18 protein-coding genes are annotated in these 15,439 nt (G+C 70.7%); 8 read left to right on the top strand and 10 right to left on the bottom strand.

The genetic code is table 11. The features are described 5' to 3' along the window. Together AC31A1_RS30055 and AC31A1_RS30050 are read right to left on the bottom strand one after the other, a co-directional pair. Nucleotides 1–357: hypothetical protein (locus tag AC31A1_RS30055; RefSeq protein ID WP_489656341.1), on the bottom strand; the 357-nt coding region annotated here is incomplete at its 3' end. 117 nt (nucleotides 358–474) lie between these two features. Next, a complete protein-coding gene (locus AC31A1_RS30050) occupies nucleotides 475–987 on the bottom strand; it encodes a DinB family protein (RefSeq protein WP_489656340.1) in 513 nt (170 codons plus the stop codon). A 106-nt stretch (nucleotides 988–1,093) separates the two neighbouring features. Between AC31A1_RS30050 and AC31A1_RS30045 the strand changes: the two genes are divergently transcribed. After that, the gene (locus tag AC31A1_RS30045; RefSeq protein WP_489656339.1) at nucleotides 1,094–2,005 is read left to right on the top strand and encodes a Gfo/Idh/MocA family protein; all 912 of its coding nucleotides are present in this window, start codon (nucleotides 1,094–1,096) and stop codon (nucleotides 2,003–2,005) included. On the opposite strand, the gene lnt is transcribed toward AC31A1_RS30045, so the two are convergent. Further along, nucleotides 1,923–3,497, bottom strand: a complete 1,575-nt coding sequence (lnt, locus tag AC31A1_RS30040; protein ID WP_489656338.1) for an apolipoprotein N-acyltransferase — start codon at nucleotides 3,495–3,497, stop codon at nucleotides 1,923–1,925. The genes AC31A1_RS30045 and lnt overlap by 83 nt on opposite strands. A 153-nt stretch (nucleotides 3,498–3,650) precedes the next feature. Beyond that, nucleotides 3,651–4,184: a nuclear transport factor 2 family protein gene (locus AC31A1_RS30035; protein ID WP_489656337.1), complete on the bottom strand. Its 534-nt coding sequence runs from the start codon at nucleotides 4,182–4,184 to the stop codon at nucleotides 3,651–3,653. Nucleotides 4,185–4,330: 146 nt separating this feature from the next. Between AC31A1_RS30035 and AC31A1_RS30030 the strand changes: the two genes are divergently transcribed. Beyond that, nucleotides 4,331–5,071 (top strand): SDR family NAD(P)-dependent oxidoreductase, encoded by a 741-nt coding sequence (locus AC31A1_RS30030; protein ID WP_489656336.1) that lies wholly within the window; start codon nucleotides 4,331–4,333, stop codon nucleotides 5,069–5,071. Between the two features lie 3 nt (nucleotides 5,072–5,074). On the opposite strand, the gene AC31A1_RS30025 is transcribed toward AC31A1_RS30030, so the two are convergent. From AC31A1_RS30025 to AC31A1_RS30010, 4 genes are read right to left on the bottom strand one after another with little or no spacing between them, the layout of a single operon-like run. Then, the gene (locus AC31A1_RS30025; protein ID WP_489656335.1) at nucleotides 5,075–5,644 is read right to left on the bottom strand and encodes a chloramphenicol phosphotransferase CPT family protein; all 570 of its coding nucleotides are present in this window, start codon (nucleotides 5,642–5,644) and stop codon (nucleotides 5,075–5,077) included. Continuing rightward, nucleotides 5,645–5,824, bottom strand: a complete 180-nt coding sequence (locus AC31A1_RS30020; RefSeq protein WP_489656334.1) for a hypothetical protein — start codon at nucleotides 5,822–5,824, stop codon at nucleotides 5,645–5,647. Between the two features lie 44 nt (nucleotides 5,825–5,868). Then, on the bottom strand, nucleotides 5,869–6,231 hold the full coding sequence (locus tag AC31A1_RS30015; protein WP_489656333.1) for a hypothetical protein: 363 nt from the start codon (nucleotides 6,229–6,231) through the stop codon (nucleotides 5,869–5,871). A gap of 41 nt (nucleotides 6,232–6,272) precedes the next feature. Further along, nucleotides 6,273–7,148 carry an undecaprenyl-diphosphate phosphatase gene (locus AC31A1_RS30010; RefSeq protein WP_489656332.1) on the bottom strand — a complete coding sequence of 292 codons (876 nt, stop codon included), beginning with the start codon at nucleotides 7,146–7,148 and terminating at the stop codon, nucleotides 6,273–6,275. Between the two features lie 388 nt (nucleotides 7,149–7,536). On the opposite strand from AC31A1_RS30010, the gene AC31A1_RS30005 reads away from it, so the two are divergent. From AC31A1_RS30005 to AC31A1_RS29995, 3 genes are read left to right on the top strand one after another with little or no spacing between them, the layout of a single operon-like run. After that, on the top strand, nucleotides 7,537–8,739 hold the full coding sequence (locus AC31A1_RS30005; RefSeq protein WP_489656331.1) for a Gfo/Idh/MocA family protein: 1,203 nt from the start codon (nucleotides 7,537–7,539) through the stop codon (nucleotides 8,737–8,739). Further along, nucleotides 8,736–9,680: a DUF6807 domain-containing protein gene (locus AC31A1_RS30000; protein WP_489656330.1), complete on the top strand. Its 945-nt coding sequence runs from the start codon at nucleotides 8,736–8,738 to the stop codon at nucleotides 9,678–9,680. The genes AC31A1_RS30005 and AC31A1_RS30000 overlap by 4 nt, the downstream gene beginning before the upstream one ends. Then, nucleotides 9,674–10,417, top strand: a complete 744-nt coding sequence (locus AC31A1_RS29995; protein WP_489656329.1) for a cupin domain-containing protein — start codon at nucleotides 9,674–9,676, stop codon at nucleotides 10,415–10,417. Before AC31A1_RS30000 ends, AC31A1_RS29995 begins: the two co-directional genes overlap by 7 nt. 13 nt (nucleotides 10,418–10,430) lie before the next feature. Here AC31A1_RS29995 and AC31A1_RS29990 read toward each other — a convergent pair whose 3' ends face one another. After that, on the bottom strand, nucleotides 10,431–10,919 hold the full coding sequence (locus AC31A1_RS29990) for a winged helix-turn-helix transcriptional regulator (protein ID WP_489656328.1): 489 nt from the start codon (nucleotides 10,917–10,919) through the stop codon (nucleotides 10,431–10,433). Between the two features lie 118 nt (nucleotides 10,920–11,037). On the opposite strand from AC31A1_RS29990, the gene AC31A1_RS29985 reads away from it, so the two are divergent. Next, a complete protein-coding gene (locus AC31A1_RS29985) occupies nucleotides 11,038–12,207 on the top strand; it encodes a thiolase family protein (RefSeq protein WP_489656327.1) in 1,170 nt (389 codons plus the stop codon). Between the two features lie 13 nt (nucleotides 12,208–12,220). Here AC31A1_RS29985 and AC31A1_RS29980 read toward each other — a convergent pair whose 3' ends face one another. Next, the gene (locus AC31A1_RS29980) at nucleotides 12,221–13,090 is read right to left on the bottom strand and encodes a TVP38/TMEM64 family protein (RefSeq protein WP_489656326.1); all 870 of its coding nucleotides are present in this window, start codon (nucleotides 13,088–13,090) and stop codon (nucleotides 12,221–12,223) included. 50 nt (nucleotides 13,091–13,140) lie between these two features. Between AC31A1_RS29980 and AC31A1_RS29975 the strand changes: the two genes are divergently transcribed. Together AC31A1_RS29975 and tuf are read left to right on the top strand one after the other, a co-directional pair. Continuing rightward, nucleotides 13,141–13,860 (top strand): DNA alkylation repair protein, encoded by a 720-nt coding sequence (locus AC31A1_RS29975; RefSeq protein WP_489656325.1) that lies wholly within the window; start codon nucleotides 13,141–13,143, stop codon nucleotides 13,858–13,860. Nucleotides 13,861–14,241: 381 nt separating this feature from the next. After that, nucleotides 14,242–15,411 carry an elongation factor Tu gene (gene tuf / locus AC31A1_RS29970; RefSeq protein WP_489656324.1) on the top strand — a complete coding sequence of 390 codons (1,170 nt, stop codon included), beginning with the start codon at nucleotides 14,242–14,244 and terminating at the stop codon, nucleotides 15,409–15,411. Nucleotides 15,412–15,439 lie beyond the last annotated feature (28 nt).

Raw genomic sequence — 15,439 nt, 5'->3', positions numbered from 1 at the left:
GTCCGCGCCCGGCTGCCGGGGGTGGTGCGGCTTCGGGTGCGGATGGGGATGCGGGTGAGGGTGCTGCGGTGAGCGGGGGACCGGTGCCTGGGCCGCCTTCGGGGGCTGGGCCGGTGCGTGGTGCGGCGGATGTGTGGCCGGTTTCGGGCGGTGGGACGGGTCGATGAGTTCCAGCGCCTCCCGCGCCGGGGCCTGTACGACCTGCGGCTCCGCGCTGCCGTCCGGGCGCGGCACCGACGCTTGGGTCGGTACGGCCGGGGGAGCGGGGGCCGCCGGCCGCTGGACCGTCACACAGCCGGCGAGGGCCGAGACAGCCACGGTGACCAGGAGCGTTGCGGTGGTCGTCGTTCGATGCACCCGCGCAACTCTGCTGGTTCCGGACCCGATGGGGACAGCGGACTGGCGGATGATGCCCCACACGGGTGATCTCCGCCCCCTTACGGACGGCGCGCACCCGCTCCGGGTGACGTGACGTCAGTCGCCGGTGTTCCCGTCGATCCGCTCGCGGAGCAGGTCGGCGTGGCCGTTGTGCCGGGCGTACTCCTCGATCATGTGGGTGTGGATCCAGCGCAGGTTGAAGCGCTCGCCGGTGCGCCGGTGCTTGCCCACGGAGACATCGTCCAGGGCGAACCGGGCCGCGTGCTCGTTCGCCGCCTCGATCTCGGCCTGCCAGGTCGCGTACGCCTCCGCCCAGGTGTCCGCCTCGGTGAGGTGGAAATCGCCGTCCGGGTCCTCGTCGCTGTAGTAGATCGGGGTCAACTGCTCGTCCGACATGACCCGGCGGTACCAGCTCCGCTCCACCTCCGCCATGTGCCGCACCAGGCCCATGAGCGTCAGGTTGGACGGCTCCACCGACGCGGTCCTCAACTGCTCGTCGGTCAGGCCCTCGCACTTCCAGGCGAGGGTGTCCCGGTGGTACTTCAGCCAGCCCTCCAGCATGGTGCGTTCGTCGGCGGTGGTCCCGGGTTCACTGCGCTCAATGGTCATCCCCGCATCCTCGCGTGCCCCGACCGCCCGCACCAGCGGATATTCCCCCGCCGTATGCTTCCGAGGAGGTACAGGAGGTACCGCTGGGCGAGCGTTGGGAGACTCCGTGAAAGTCGGCTGCATCGGCCTCGGTGACATCGCGCAGAAGGCCTACCTGCCGGTTCTCGGCGGGCTGCCCGGGGTCGAACTGCATCTGCAGACGCGCACGCCCGCCACTCTCGCCCGGGTCGCCGACGGCCTGCACCTCCCGGCGGACCGGCGGCACACGGACCTCGACGCGCTCCTCGCGCAAGGCCTCGACGCCGCCTTCGTGCACGCGCCCACGATCGTGCACCCCGAGATCGTCACCAGGCTGCTGGAGGCGGGCGTACCGACGTACGTCGACAAGCCGCTCGCCTACGAACTCGCCGACTCCGAGCGGCTGGTGCGGCTCGCGGAGGAGCGGAACGTGTCGCTCGCGGTCGGCTTCAACCGCCGCTACGCCCCCGGGTACGCGCAGTGCGTCGACCACCCGCGCGAGCTGATCCTCATGCAGAAGAACCGGATCGGGCTCCCGGAGGAGCCGCGCGCGATGATCCTGGACGACTTCATCCACATCGTGGACACCCTGCGGTTCCTGGTGCCGGGGCCGGTCAAGGACGTGACCGTGCGCGCCCGAACCCAGGACGGACTCCTGCACCACCTCGTGCTCCAGCTCTCCGGCGACGGCTTCACCGCGCTCGGGGTGATGAACCGGCTCAGCGGCTCGGTGGAGGAGATCCTGGAGGTCTCAGGGCAGGACACCAAGCGTCAGGTCCTCAACCTCGCCGAGGTCGTCGACCACAAGGGCCAGCCGACCGTACGGCGGCGCGGGGACTGGGTGCCGGTGGCCCGGCAGCGCGGTATCGAGCAGGCCGTGCTCACCTTCCTCGACGCCGTACGCGCCGGCAAGGTGCTCAGCGCCCGGGACGCGCTGGCGACTCATGAACTGTGCGAGCGGGTGGTACGAGAGGTCGCGGACCGGTCCGCCGCAGCCTGAACGCCTGCGCGCCCTCCCCGGCGCACATGGCCGCGAGCACCAGCAGGGCCACGCCCACGGGCCAGGCGCCGTAGCGGACGTACGGCGTGATGCCGTGGGCGAGCGGGACGTCGTAGACCTGGGTGGTGCTCTTGTTCGTGCCCAGCCATGAGCCGATGCGCTGTCCGCTCGGGCCGTAGACGGCGGAGACGCCGGTCAGGGTGGCGTGGACCACCGGGCGGCCGGTCTCGGCGGCGCGCAGGGCGGCGAGGGTAGCGTGCTGTTCGGGGGCCCAGCTGTCCTGGAACGACGAGGTCGAGGACTGGGCGAGCAGGACGTCCGCGCCGTCCTGGGCGAGGTGGCGGCTCATGTCGGGGAACGCGGTCTCGAAGCAGATCAGCGGGCCGATGCGCAGCCCGTGCCCCACGTTCATCACGACCTGCTCGGTGCCGTGCCTGCGGTCCACGCCCGCCGCCTTGCCGACGGAGGTGGCCCAGCCGAGCAGCGAGCGGAACGGGATGTACTCGCCGAAGGGGACGAGCCGCATCTTGTCGTAGCGGTCGCCGGTGAGACCCTCCGGGCCGACCAGGATCGAGCTCTTGTAGATGCCGGGCTTGTCGGAGCGCTGGGCGTCCACGTCGACCAGGATGTCGGCACCGGTCTCCTGGGAGAGGGCGGCGATACGGCGCGCGAGATCGGGCCGCTTGCCGAGGTCGAAGCCGACGCTGCTCTCGCCCCAGGCGATCAAGTCGACGTTCTGACCGGCCAGTTGGCGGGTGAGCTGCTCCTCGCGGTCGAAGCGCCGGTCGCCGCTGTCGTCGCCGGCGATGACCCCGGGCTGTACGACGGCGATCCGCACGCGGCCGTCGACGTCGGGCCGCGGCGACCACACCCAGGCGGCGGAGGTCGCGGCAGCGGTGGCCAGGAGTCCGGCGACCGCCGGCACCCGGGACTCGCGCACGGCGACGAGGACGGCGACCGCGACGTTGACGGCCACGACCAGGAAGCTCAGCAGCCATACCCCGCCGACGGACGCGAGCCGCAACGCCGGTTCCACCTGCCACTGGGTGGAGCCGAGCAGCCCCCAGGGGCCGCCCAACCCCTGCCAGGACCGCACGAGTTCGACCATCAGCCAGCCCGAGGGCAGCACGAGCAGTGCGGCACCGCCCCGCCGGGGCGACGGCACGTCCGCGAGGAAGCGGCGCACCAGCCAGCCCCACGGCGCCCACAGCACGCCCAGCAGCCCCGCGATGACCACGATGAACACACTCAGGCTCGGCACCAGCCAGCTGTGCACGGCCAGCATGAACCCGAGCCCCCCGAACCAGCCGTCGTAGACCGCCCGCCGCCCGGTCGGCGCCGAGCGCGTCAGCAGGATCCAGGGGACGAGGGCGACGTAGGCGAACCACCACAGGGACGGCGCCGGAAACGCGAACACGGGCAGGGCGCCCGCGAGCACGGCGAGCAGGGAACGCCGCCACGGAGAGGCGAGCCAGTCGCCGAAGGTCTTCATACGGCACCTCCCTACCCGCTGGTCGCTCCAGTGTGCGTGCCGGGGGCGATCTCGCACAGAGGACGTACGTCGACCGGGTCGTCCGAGTCCGCCCATACGAGTCCGGCCATCCCAGTCCGGCCATCCCAGTCCGGCCATCCCGGTCCGGCCGTCTCAGTGGACCACGGCTTCCGGGCGCCGCTCGGGGAGGCGCCGCCATTTCTCCTCCACCACGACCTCGGTCAGCCGCCAGCCGTCGTCCGTCCGCAGCAGCCCGAACGCGTACCGCCCGCCGCACACGAAGTCGGGCGCGGTGGAGGAGGTACCGTCGCCGTTGCTGTCCCTGTCCCTGTCCCTGTCCCTGTCCCCGTCCTCGTTCTTGGCGAAGCGCATCGGATTGACGTAGTCGGCCTGGACGCGGGCAGTGTCGTCGGTGTGCTGGTCCAGGGCTCCGAAGCGGATCCGCCGGTTCACGATCAGATGCTGCCGCATCGAGAACAGTCGCAGGCTCTCCGCGAGCCACCCGGCGACCTGTTCCGCGGTCCCCTCGATCCCTCCGGCGGACCGGTAGTCGGCGCGCCCGTCCGGGGCGAACAGTTTCCGGTACGCCTCCCAGTCGCCGTCGTCCACCGCCACCGCGTATTCGGTGATCACTTCGTCCACGGCCAGCCGGTCCATCACAATCGCCAGTTCCACACGCTGCGTCATCGGCTCAGTGTTGGCTACGGAGCGTGTCGCGCCAAGAGGGACGCGGATACAAGGTGGGGAACATTCGGTGGTGTTCGACGGTTCTTCGCCGGACTTCGTCATTGTGCGCTGTTGTTGTTCGTCGGTTTCCGTCGCGAGGAGTACTCATGAAACGTCTTGTCACGGTCGTCACCGGGGGTGGCCGGGGGATCGGCGCCGCGACCTGCCGGCGGCTCGCGGAGGACGGGCACGACGTGGTCGTGGGTTATCTCCGGGACGCGCAGGCGGCCGAGGAGGTCGCGGAGGGGGTACGGCGGGCAGGGGCCCGTTCGGTGTGTGTGCCCGGGGACACGTCCGTCGAGGCGGACGTGGAGCGGCTCTTCACGGTGGCCGAGAAGCAACTCGGCCCGGTCACAGGGCTGGTGAACAACGCCGGGGTGACCGGCCCGTTCGGCCGCCTCACCGACACCGACCCCGCCGACCTGCGCCGCGTCGTCGAGGTCAACTTGCTTGGCACACTGCTGTGTTCACGCCGCGCCGCACAGGTGATGACGGCACGGGGAAACGGCGTGATCGTGAACGTCTCGTCCGCCGCCGCGACCCTCGGCAGCCCCGGCGAGTACGTCCACTACGCCGCGACGAAGGCCGCCGTCGACACCCTCACGCTCGGCCTGGCCAAGGAACTCGGTCCCGCCGGCATCCGCGTCAACGCGGTCGCGCCCGGCGTCATCGACACGGAGATCCACGGGAGATCCGGCGACCCGGACCGCCCCGAACGCTTGGCGGCGTCGATCCCACTGCGCCGCGCCGGTCAGCCCGAGGAAGTCGCCGCGGCGATCGCCTGGTTGATGTCACCGGACGCGTCCTACGCGACGGGGACGGTGGTGCGGGTGTCGGGCGGGCGGTGAGCCCTATGCCGCGGCCCGCAGCCGCTGGAACGCCGTCGGTCTGGGCCTGCCGGGCAGGAAGTCCCTGATACGGCGGGCGCATTCGGCCGCATCCCATCGGCCGGTGTCGCACTCGATGTCGTAGACACCGTGCGTGTGGACCTGGGTGACCTGGCGGGAGGCGAGCCCGGTCGGCCGGTCGGCGCGGTCGCGCTCGCGGCGCTCAAACTCCTCCGGCGGACAGTGCACGCCGACGAGCACCACGTCCTCGGGGACGAACAGAGAGAGGCAGTCCCGCAGTCGCCACTCGGCACTCAACACATGGTCCATAACGACGTTATTGCCGGCGGCGGCCATCCCGGCGACGGCGCGGTGGTAGCCCCGCCAGGTGCGGTGCAGCATGGTGTCGAGCTGTTCGGGTGCGACCGGCACCGGCGCGCGCATCGCGTGGAACGCGTCGACCGGCATGTGGAAGTACGGCTCGTCCAGGATCGGCAGCAGCTCGGCCGCGATGCTCGACTTGCCCGAACTGGACGTGCCGTTGAGGAAGATGACGAGCCCCCGGCGCGGCGGCACGCTGCTGAGATGCTCCACTCAGGCCGCCGCGATGACCTCGTCCCGTATCGCCGCGGCCCACTCGACCACCAACAGCTCGTATTCCTCCCGCTCTTGTGTGGAGAGCGAGCCGCCCGCACGCAGCCAAAGTGCCCGGATCTGCTCGTTCACCTCGGAAGCAGACCGCACGGAACCAGGGGCCATGAAATCGGGGGACATGCGAACAGCCTAGGGGCAAGGACTGACACTGCGCTACCGGACGGCTACTCAGACCGTATGGGGTTGGTCACGGGCGAGGGGAGGAGGAGAGAGGAGCGCCCGGCGCGGCCCGGACACTCAGTCGACCCACGTGACGACACACTGGGCGTGACGTGCGGCGGCTCGGTGGAACTCCCGCAGGGCGGTGAGGTGTTTTCGGTCGGATGTTCCCGTACCTCGACGTCGAACCCGGCGCCGAACGCGCAGACGGCGGCCGCGACTTCGGCGGACGCCGACAAGTCCGCGAGCAGGTCGCCGAGTTGGAGACGGTTCACGGCGACGGTGAGCTGCTGGGGTGGATCGCCGAAACCGTCGTACACGTCGTTGTGGTCCGGGAACCCCACGTTCCCGTCGGGATCGCCTGGCACGGCCCGGTCGAGCAGCGCCCTTGCCCCGCCCGGGAGTTGACTCAGCCCGCGGACTCCGCCGCATGCGGGCTCAGCGCGCCCGCGGTCACCAGCGCGATGATGACGATGCCGAGGGCGATGCGGTAGTAGACGAACGGCATGAAGCTCTTGTGGGAGATGAACTTCATGAACCAGGCGATGACCGCGTATCCGACGATGAACGCGATCACCGTCGCGAACATCGTCGGGCCCCATGAGACATGCCCTTCCTCCGCCGCGTCCTTCAACTCGAAGGCGCCCGAGGCGAGTACGGCCGGCATGGCGAGGAGGAAGGAGTAACGGGCCGCCGCCTCGCGGGTGTAGCCCATGAAGAGGCCGCCGCTGATGGTCGCGCCGGAGCGGGAGACGCCGGGGACCAGGGCCATGGCCTGGCAGAGGCCGTAGAGCAGGCCGTCCTTGGTGTTGAGGTCCAGCAGGGTCTTGCGCTGCTTGGGGGCGCGGTGCCGGCCGCCGTTCTCGTCGCGGGCCGCGAGGCGGTCGGCGATGCCGATGACGATGCCCATCACGATCAGCATCGTGGCGGTGACGCGCAGATCGCGGAACGGGCCCTCGATCTGGTCCTTGAGGGTCACGCCGAGCACGCCGATCGGGACGGAGCCGACGATCACCAGCCAGCCCATCTGGGCGTCGTGGTCGCGGCGCATCTCCTTGTTCGTCAGCGACCGGAACCACGCGGCGAGAATCCGCCCGACATCCCGGCGGAAATAGATCAGCACCGCCGCCTCCGTGCCGAGCTGGGTGATCGCCGTGAAGGCCGCGCCCGGGTCCTTCCAGCCCGAGAAGGCCGCCGTCAGTCGCAGGTGCGCGCTGGAGGAGACGGGGAGGAACTCGGTCAGCCCCTGGACGAGTCCGAGGATGAGGGATTCAAACCAAGACATGGAGTTACGGCGTCCAAGTGCTGATCGAGGAGGGGCAAAGGACACACCAAAACGCCGCGCGCGGTGAACGAGTGTGTGTAGCGGGCAGCGTAGCGTCCCGGTGTGGCAGGCCCGACACAGGGGTTTCATGGCGGTCGTGCGACTCCGGGCGCAGAGGTTTCACGGCGGTTGGGCGACTCCGGGCACAGAGGTTTCACGGCGGTTGGGCGACTCCGGGCACAGAGGTTTCAGGGCCGTTGCGCGACTCCGCACGCAGAGGTTTCACGAGTGGTCCGACGACTCCGGGTTCGCGGTGTTGACCAGCTGCGGGGGCGGCGCATACGTTGCAGCGGAGGAAAGCGCTTGCTGCACGGCGCTCGCTGTCCCCGGAGGAGTGCTGATCACGACCATGTCCACACAAGCCGCCAACCCCGGGGCCTTCCAGCCCTTGCCACCGCTAGCCGGCCGACGCGTCCGGGCCGCCGTGGTCGGCGCCGGTGCCATCGGCCGCGGTTCCCATTTCCCCGCGCTGGCGCGGCTCGCCGAGGAGGGGGAGACCGACGTCGTAGCGGCCGTTGACATCGATGCCACGTCGGTCGAGTCCTTCTGCGCCGAGGCCGGGATCCCGCACGCCTACACCGATCTGGAGCAGATGCTCCGGGAGCAGCGGCCCGACCTCGTCACCATCTGCACCCCGCCCACCCTGCACCGCGCGCAGACGATCGCCGCGCTGCGGGCCGGCGCCTGGGTCTGGTGCGAGAAGCCGCCGGTGCCGACCCTGGCCGACTTCGACGCCGTGGAGGACGAGGAAGGCCCGGCAAAGGGCCGGGAGAAAGAAGCACAGCTCGGGGGACCGTACGCCTCGATCGTCTTCCAGCACCGCTTCGGGTCGGGCTCCCGGCATGTGCGCCGGCTGCTCGCCGAGCAGGCCATGGGCCGGCCGCTCGTGGCGCACTGCCAGACCACCTGGTACCGCGACACCGCTTACTACGCCGTGCCCTGGCGCGGACGCTGGGAGACCGAGGGCGGCGGACCCGCCATGGGACACGGCATCCACCAGATGGACCTCCTGCTCGATCTGCTCGGGCCGTGGAGCGAGGTGAAGGCCATGGCCGGACGCCTGGTCCACGACGTGGAGACCGAGGACGTCTCGACCGCCCTGGTGCGCTTCGAGAACGGCGCCATGGCCACCGCCGTCAACAGCGTGCTGAGCCCCGACGAGGTCAGCCGTATCCGCATCGACTGCGAACGCGCCACCGTCGAACTCACCCACCTGTACGGGCACAGCAACGACAACTGGCGCATCACGCCCGCCCCTGACGTGTCGGGCGAGGAGGCCGCGGCCTGGCAGGACTTCGGGCCGGACGTGCCGAGTTCGCACCTGGAGCAGCTGCGCGAACTCGTCGTGAGCATGCGGGCCGGCGAACGGCCGCGCAGCAGCGGCACGGACGGGCGCACCAGCCTCGAACTGATCACCGCGCTCTACAAGTCGGCGTTCACGGACACGACCGTACGGGCCGGCGAGATCGGCCCCGGAGACCCCTATTACACGGCGCTGCACGGCGGCGCCCCCGGCTGGGCGCCCGTGGCGCGCGAGGAGGTGTCGGCGTGACCGGCCTGCGTATCGTCCATGCCCACGGGGACCGCATCACGGTGACGGAACCGGCCACCGGCGTCGAGCTGTTCAGCTATGTGTACCGGCCCGAGGCCGCCTGGGAGGCGCCGAAGCCGTACCTCCACCCGATCAGGACCCTTGCCGGTGACGTCGTCACGGACTACCGGCCCAACGACCACCGCTGGCACAAGGGCCTGCAGTTCACCGCCTCGCATCTGTCTGGCCAGAACCTGTGGGGCGGCAACACATACGTTCACGGCGAGGGGTATCTCCAACTCCCAGAGCGGGTCGGGTCGATGGCCCATGTCGCCTTCGACGAGATCGACATCCACACCGACTCGGGCGCAGAGCGTCTCGTCATCGCCGAACGGCTGACCTGGCACCCGCACAGCGGTGAACTCTGGGCCGACGAGCAGCGCCGGATCGAGGTGCACGATGTGGACACGGACGCGGAGTCGCGTTCGTGGGCGCTGACCTGGACGAGCGCCGTGACCAACCGCCGTGACGAGCCCCTGCGGTTCGGCAGCCCGACCACCCACGGGCGCGAGGCGGCCGGTTATACGGGCCTCTTCTGGCGCGGCCCGCGCGCCTTCCGCGACGGCCGGATCATCGGCCCCGACGGCGAGGGCCCCGAGCTGATGGGCTCCCAGGGCCCCTGGCTCGCCGTCTCCGGCGAGCACGACGGCACCGACGGCCACGCGACCATCGTCTTCGCGCACGCCCCCGAGAACGACGAGTCCGGCGCCCGGGGCACCCACCCCGCCCACTGGTTCGTCCGCAACGAGCCGTTCGCGGGCATCGCCCCCTCCTTCGCCTTCTACGACGAGCTGGAGCTGGCCCCCGGCGACACCCTCACCCGGCGCTACCGGGTCGTCGTGGCCGACGGCGCGTGGGAGCGGGAGGAGATCGCCAAGTACCTGGAGGCGCACCCGTGGTGAGCGGTTTTTCTGGTCTACCGGGCGGGGTCGCCGTCTCGCATCTGTCGGTCTACGACTGGCCGGCAGAGGCCGACAACGGAGTATGCGGCGGAACTCCCCATATGCACCTGACCTGTTCGGAGGGGTACGTCGTCACCGGCGGGCACGGTGCGGTGCAGACCCTCACAATGTCCGGCACGACGTCTAGGTACGAGGTCACGCCGCTCGCGGCCGGAACGGTCGCCTGGTTCACGCCGGGCACCATCCACCGGCTCGTCAACGAGGACGACCTGCGCATCACCGTCCTCATGCAGAACAGCGGCCTGCCCGAGGCGGGGGACGCGGTGCTCACGCTGCCCCCGCAGTACCTCACCGACCCGGAGACGTACGCCTCGGCCACCGTGATCCCGGCCGACGCGCCCGAGGCGGAGCAGGAACGGGTCGCCCGGGCCCGGCGCGACCTCGCCCTGGAGGGCTACCGGGCGCTGCGCGACGCCGAGGGTCCGGAGGCGCTGGCCGCGTTCCACCGGGCCGCCGCCGCGCTGGTACGACCCCGGCTCGCGGAGTGGCGCGAGCGCTGGGAGCGCGGGGCGCGAGCCGCCGCTACGGCTACGGGGGAGCAGCTCGACCGGCTCGAACAGGGCGATTTCTCGCACCTCGCCGGTGCCGCCGTACGGGCCGAACAGCCGTCCGCGTACGGGAAGTTCGGGATGTGCGGGCGGTTGGACGTCTACGACGTCCACAAGGGAACCGTCTGAGGCCGAGCGGCTTCTACGCCGCTGCCGGGCCTGTCACGGTCCAGCCGGGTGACTGCGGGTGGGCCGTCAGGTCCTCGTGGCGGACCGGGTTGCCGCAGGCGGTGCAGGTGACGGCCGGGACCAGTTCGTTGCCGCAGATGTGCTCGACCACCATGGGACGGTCGAGCTGATCCCTCCGAAGATGACGATCGCCCCACGCCATGAGGGTCATCAGGACCGGCTCCAGTTCGAGGCCCGCCTCGGTGGGCCGGTACTCGAAGCGCTGCGGGTGCTCGCTGTACGCCCGCCGCGTCAGGATCCCGGCGTCGACGAGGCGGCGCAGCCGGGTGGTCAGGACGTCGCGCGGGGCGCCGATGTTGCGGACCAGCTGGTCGAAGCGGCGATTGCCGAGGCACACCTCCCGCAGGACGAGCAGGGAGTACTTCTCGCCGACGAGTGCGAGGGCGTCGGCGATCGAGCAGGGGCGCGGGGCTTTGTCTTTGGGGTCTTTGGAGGCGGCCATGGGGTCCAGTCTAGGGCTGATCAGAGAGTGGGTTTGATTTCCCAACTGATGGAGCTATTGTGAGTTTGGATTTCCTACTCACTAGTAGTGCTCGCTGGTAATCGTGGAGGCCCGTCCCATGCGTGACGCAGTGATCGTCGAAGCCGTACGCACGCCCGTCGGTAAGGGCAAACCGAACGGCACCCTCGCCCAGGTCCACCCCGTCGAACTCCTCTCGCACACCCTGCGCAGCCTCGTCGAGCGCACCGGGGTCGACCCAGCCCTCATCGATGACGTCATCGGCGGCACGGTCACCCAGGTCGGTGAGCAGGCCGTGAACATCACCCGGCAGGCCGTGCTGTCGGCGGGCTTCCCGGAGTCGGTGCCCGCGACCACGGTGGACCGCCAGTGCGGCTCGTCCCAGCAGGCCGTGCACTTCGCGGCGCAGGGCGTGATCTCCGGGGCGTACGACATGGTCGTGGCCTGTGGAGTGGAGTCCATGGGGCGGGTGCCGATGGGGTCGAGCGTGCTGCCCGGTACGGATCCCTTCGGCCCCGGCGTCGCCGGGCGCTATCCGGAGGGTCTCGTCCCGCAGGGCATCAGCGCCGAACTCATCGCCGCCAAGTGGTCGATGACGCGCGACCAGTTGGACGCCTTCGCGGTCTCCTCGCACCTCAAGGCGGCCGCCGCCTGGGACGCGGGCCTCTTCGACGCCCAGGTGGCACCCCTGGCGGGCGCCTCGCGCGACGAGTGCGTACGGCCCGGCAGCACCGCCGAGATCCTGGCCGGCCTCAAGCCCGCTTTCTACGATGCGACGTACGCCGAGCGCTTCCCGCAGATCGAGTGGAACATCACCGCCGGCAACTCCAGCCCCATCAACGACGGGGCCTCCGCCGTGCTCATCACGTCGAGCGAGACCGCGGCCCGGCTCGGGCTGCGCCCGCTCGCCCGGCTGCACAGCTTCGCCGTGACCGGGTCCGACCCGCTGCTCATGCTCACCGGCGTCATCCCGGCCACCGAGAAGGTGCTGCGCCGGGCGTCGCTCACCCTCGACGACATCGATCTGTTCGAGGTCAACGAGGCGTTTTCCAGTGTCGTTCTGGCCTGGCAGCAGGAGACGGGCGCGGATCTCGCCAAGGTCAACGTGCACGGCGGGGCCATCGCGATCGGGCATCCGCTCGGGGCGAGCGGTACGCGGCTGACGACCACGCTGGTGCACGCGATGCGGGACCGGGGCGCGCGTTACGGGCTGCAGACGATGTGCGAGGCGGGCGGCCTCGCCAACGCGATGATCATCGAGGCTGTCTGAAGGCGCCGGCGCGTCAGTCGCCCCGCAGGTGGTGGCGCTTGCGCCAGGCCACCACCGCGCCGCCCAGAGCGGGCAGGGCGATGCAGGCCATCGCGATCAGGAAGGCCGGCGACGTGGGGCTGGAGGCGCGGGCGCCCGCGACGACGTAGGCGGCGGTGTTCGGGATCGAGCCGAGTGCCGTCGCGAGCAGGAACGGCGTCCAGCGCATGCGGGAGACGGCTGCGCAGTAGTTCACGCCCCAGAACGGCAGTCCCGGGAAGAGCCGCGCCGCCATCATCGAACGGAAGCCGTGCCGGCTGAGCTGGCCGTCCGCTGCCTTCAGCCAGCGGCCCCGCAGCAGCGGGCGCAGGGCGTCCTGGCCCAGCACGCGGCCCAGGCCGAAGGAGATCCCGGCGCCGAGCACCGTGCCCGCCAGCGCCGCGCCGGTGCCCAGCTGGGAGCCGAACAGCGCGCCCGCCCCGAGGTTCAGCAGGGGGCGCGGTACGAACGCCACGCTGCACAGGCCGTACGCGGCCGCGAACACCAACGCCGCCATGGCGCCGCCGAGTTGGGGCGGCCAGCCGTCGGAGAGCAGGCGCTGCGGGTGGAAGAGCAGTACGGTCGACGCCGCCCCGGCGAGCAGCACGAGGAGCAGCGACAGCCGCGACCACGGCGAGAGCAGGGCTCTCGTGCAGCGCGCGGCGAAGCCGGCCGGGGTGACGGGCAGCAAGGGCACGACGGACGGCAGCGGCGCGACGGTCATGGCCGCGGGGACGGTCACGACGGCGGCGAGTGCCGTGCCGGTGATCGGGGCAGGGGCCTGGGGAGTGGCCGTGGCGGTGCCCCCAGAGCGGGTGCCCCCAGAGTCGGTGCCCCTGGAGTTCGTGGCAGCATCGGCGAGCATGTCGGCGACACTAACCGACCTGTGTATGTGATCGCCGTATGGTTCGTCTCATGACCGTCACAGGTGCGGGCACCGTGCGGGTGCCGGGCAGCGTTCTCGCGGACACCGTGCTGGAGCGGCTCACGGCCACGTACGCCGCCGCGGCCGATCCGGAGCGGGCCGTGCCCATGCGGGCGTACATGAAGGACATCGCGCCCTTCCTGGGCCTCACCACACCCGTACGCAGGGCGTTGTCCCGCACCGTCCTGGAGGGCACACCCCGCCCCGACGAGGCCGACTGCACCGCGATCGCACTGCGCTGCTGGGAGCTGCCGGAGCGCGAGTACCAGTACTTCGCGGTGGACTACCTGCGCCGCCATGTGAAGCACTGCACGTCCGGCTTCCTGCCGGTCGCCCGCCATCTCGTCTCGACGGTCCCCTGGTGGGACACCGTCGACGCACTCGCCTCCCACGTAGTGGGAGGCCTGGTGGCCGCCGATCCGAAGCTGGTCACCGACATGGACACGTGGATCGTCGACGAGGACCTGTGGGTCGCCCGTACGGCCCTCCTCCACCAACTGCGCTACAAGGAGCGCACCGACACCGAACGCCTCTTCGCGTATTGCCTGCGCCAGTCCGGGCACCCGGACTTCTTCATCCGCAAGGCGATCGGCTGGTGCCTGCGCGAGTACGCCAAGACCGACCCGGAGGCGGTACGGGGCTTCCTGGCCCGGGAGAAGGGGCGGTTCGCGCCGCTGTCGGTGCGCGAGGCCCTGAAGAATCAGCACTGAAGAATCAGCCCTGAAAAAACAGCCCTGAAAAAACAGCACTGAAGAACATCGGGGCCTGAGAGCGCTGAGGGGCCTGTGTGTGGGGGAAGAGAGCGCCAACTCCCCGGCCCGCGAAAACCATTCGACTCGGGGCAAAGCGTCGGCAATGATCGGCCACATGTTCCGGTACGCCTTCCACCTGGCAGCACCCGCCGTCGCGGGTGCCCCGAAGGCTGCCGTTCCCGTTCTCGCTTCTGTTCTAGCGGCCGCAGCCGACGGCGCCCGAAGCTGACCCTCTCCGGATCGTCCGGCGGACCCCGCAGGGGGAGGGTCGGCGAGTCCTCGGGGTCCCGTTTTTCACCACTGGGCTTTTCACCTCTGGAGAGGCTTCGAGGTACCGCCATGTCCAAAACGGCATACGTCCGCACGAAACCGCACCTGAACATCGGCACGATGGGCCACGTCGACCACGGCAAGACCACCCTGACCGCCGCCATCACCAAGGTCCTCGCCGAGCGCGGCGCGTCCACCTACGTACCGTTCGACCGGATCGACCGGGCGCCGGAGGAGGCCGCGCGCGGCATCACCATCAACATCGCGCACGTCGAGTACGAGACCGACACCCGGCACTACGCGCACGTGGACATGCCGGGCCACGCCGACTACGTCAAGAACATGGTCACCGGGGCCGCGCAGCTCGACGGGGCGATCCTCGTCGTCTCCGCGCTCGACGGGATCATGCCGCAGACCGCCGAACACGTGCTGCTCGCCCGGCAGGTGGGCGTCGACCACATCGTGGTCGCGCTCAACAAGGCCGACGCGGGCGACGACGAGCTCACCGACCTGGTCGAGCTGGAGGTCCGCGAACTGCTCACCGCGAACGGCTACGGCGGCGACTCCGTACCCGTCGTACGGGTGTCCGGCCTCAAGGCCCTTGAGGGGGACCCCCGTTGGACGGCGTCGATCGACGCGCTGCTCGACGCCGTGGACACCTATGTGCCCATGCCCGAGCGGTATCTGGACGCGCCGTTCCTGTTGCCGGTCGAGAACGTGCTCACGATCACCGGGCGCGGGACGGTCGTCACGGGTGCGATCGAGCGCGGCACGGTCCGGGTGGGCGACCGGATCGAAGTGCTCGGCGCCGCCGTCGACACGGTGGTCACCGGCCTGGAGACCTTCGGCAAGCCCATGGCGGAGGCGCAGGCCGGCGACAGCGTGGCGCTGCTGCTGCGCGGTGTCCCACGCGACGCGGTCCGTCGCGGGCACATCGTCGCGGCGCCCGGCAGCGTCGTCCCCAGCCGCCGTTTCTCGGCGCAGGTGTACGTCCTGTCGGCCCGCGAGGGCGGCCGCACGACCGCCGTGTCGACGGGCTACCGGCCGCAGTTCTACATCCGCACCGCGGACGTGGTCGGCGACGTCGACCTCGGCGAGACGGCGGTCGCCCGCCCCGGCGACACCGTCACGATGTCGGTCGAGCTCGGCCGTGAGGTCCCGCTGGAGCCGGGGCTCGGCTTCGCGATCCGCGAGGGCGGGCGGACGGTGGGGGCCGGGACGGTGACGAAGGTGGGCTGAGCGAGGTCGGTCGAGCGGGGTGGGTGCC

The sequence above is a fragment of the Streptomyces sp. P5F9 genome (genome assembly GCF_057961495.1).
The sequence above is the reverse complement of the archived record's forward strand: the minus strand, read 5'-3'. Positions and strand labels throughout refer to the sequence as shown.